This is a genomic window from Planktotalea sp. (genome assembly GCF_049680325.1).
Classification (GTDB): Bacteria; Pseudomonadota; Alphaproteobacteria; order Rhodobacterales; family Rhodobacteraceae; genus Planktotalea.
Window position 1 is genome coordinate 1 of the sequence record NZ_JBAUHO010000366.1, and the last position, 2,300, is coordinate 2,300.

Below are 2,300 nucleotides of genomic sequence, written 5' to 3' on the forward strand. Positions count from 1 at the left end.
GGGTCAATCTCCATCGCAGTGAACGATGAACGCCACGCGGAGCTGAAGCGCAAAGCCGACTTTGCCTCATTGTTCGGGATTGAAGCCCATGCGATCAGCACCGCTGAGATCAAGGAACGCTGGCCCCTGATGAACCCCGAAGGGGTGCTTGGCGGCATCTATATGCCCAGTGATGGTTCTGCCAACCCGATTGATCTGACCACTGCTCTCGCCAAAGGCGCAAAACTACATGGCGCAAAAGTCTTTGAGCATATCAAAGTCGAACAGGTTTTGACCCATGAGGGCAAAGCCAGCGGTGTGCGCACGGATCAGGGAACCATATCAGCTGATTTCGTGGTCAATTGCGCCGGGATGTGGGCGCGCGAATTGGGCCAACAGAACGGAGTTGGCGTACCGCTGCATGCCTGTGAGCATTACTATCTGGTGACCGAGGCCATCGACAATCTGCCCAATGATCTGCCGGTTCTGCGATCCTATTGTGACGGCACATATTTCAAAGAAGATGCCGGAAAACTGTTGTTCGGGTTTGCCCATAATCACGCCAAACCCTGGGGCATGCAGGGGATTTCCGAAGATTTCTGTTTTGATTCACTTCCCTTCGTCGAGGACGACGTGATGGACGTGCTGGAAATGGCCATGAACCGGGTGCCTTTGCTGATGGAAACCGGCATTCGCACATTCTTCAACGGTCCTGAAAGCTATTCCTATGACGGGCGGTTCATTCTGGGAGAAGCCCCCGACATCAAAGGGTATTTCGTTTTGGGCGGGGTGAATTCGACCGGTATTCAGTCCGGCTCTGGTGCGGGGCGGGCGCTGGCGCAATGGATCATCGACGGGCATCCTCCGATTGACCTCAGCGAAATGGATCCGAAACGCTGTGAAGAATTTCGGGCGCGGGATCTCTACCTCCGTGAACGCTGCCCCGAAACATTGGTGCAGACCTATGCGATGCACTGGCCGAATTATCAGCGCACGACAGCGCGCAATCTGCGCAAAACGCCGTTTTACCATGCGCTAAAAGCCAATGGTGCCTGCTTTGCCGAGGTTCAGGGCTGGGAACGTCCTGCCTGGTTTGCGCCAAAAGGGGTTGAGCCGAAAACCGAATACAGCTTTGGCCGCCAAAACTGGTTTGACTATGTGCAGGAAGAACAAAAGGCCGCCCGCGAGGACGTGGCGATGATCGACTATACGATGCTGGGTAAGCTGATGGTCGAAGGAGCGGGTGCCGAAACCTTCTTGCAGCGTATCTGCACCAACGACATGGCGATGGCGGACGGGCGTGTGGCCTATACGTTGATGCTCAATGAACGCGGCGGGATCGAAAGCGATGTAACGGTCGCGCGTTACGGCGATGACTCGTTTATGATGATGAGCTCGATCTCGCACACGCGGCGCGACTATTTGCATCTGCGCGACCATATCGAGCCGGGTGAAGATGTTCGCCTGCGCGATGTCACCGCCGCATATGGGGTTCTGGCCATCATGGGTCCCAAGAGCCGTGCGTTGTTGGCCGCCGTCAGTGATGCCGACCTGTCGAAAGGGGCGTTTCCCTTTAACAGCCATCGCACGTTCCATATTGGCCATGCGCGTGTCACCGCGCAGCGCTTGTCCTATTCCGGCGAACTGGGGTGGGAGATTTTCGTCACTCCTGATTTTGCCGAATACGTCTTTGACGTGCTCATGGAAGCGGGCAAGGCATTCGGCCTGCGCCTTATCGGCGGCGAAGCGTTGAATGCCCTCCGGCTTGAAAAGGGTTTCCTTCACTGGGGCCATGACATGGCCTATACCGAAGCCGCCCATCAACTTGGGCTGGAATTTGTCTGCAAAACCAAAAAGCCGATCCCCTTCATCGGACGGGATGCCTATATGGCGCGAAAGGCTGCCAACAAAGGTCCGTTCCTGTGTTCGATTAAGCTGAACGACCCAGAGCCCCTTTTGCACCATAACGAGCCCGTCCTGCGGGACGGCAAAGTCGTAGGCTACGTCACTGCCGGGGCCTTTGGCAGGAGCGTAGGCGTTTCGGTAGGGCTTTGCTTCGTGGACCTGCCAAAAGGGGAAACCGACAAGCAATCTTTGGATGCAGGCTCCTACACCGTGATGGTCGAAGGCGTGGCCATCAGCGCAGAGATCAGCGTGACCCCGTTTTATGACCCCAAGAGCCAGCGCATGTTGGCGGATGTGACAGCGCCATGACCCCGCAAGGTCTGCGGACACCGACAAACGTTCACCCTCGTCAGGCGGTTCGTCGCGACGAGCCCTAAGCTCCAAACCGGGGCACAGCCAAATGGATCGTGTTGATC

1 protein-coding gene is annotated in these 2,300 nt (G+C 56.7%); it reads left to right on the plus strand.

The genetic code is table 11. The annotated features are described in order from the left end of the window. On the plus strand, nt 1–2,193 hold a 2,193-nt coding region (locus WBC85_RS16455; RefSeq protein ID WP_424439831.1), incomplete at its 5' end, for a GcvT family protein. Nucleotides 2,194–2,300: the final 107 nt, after the last annotated feature.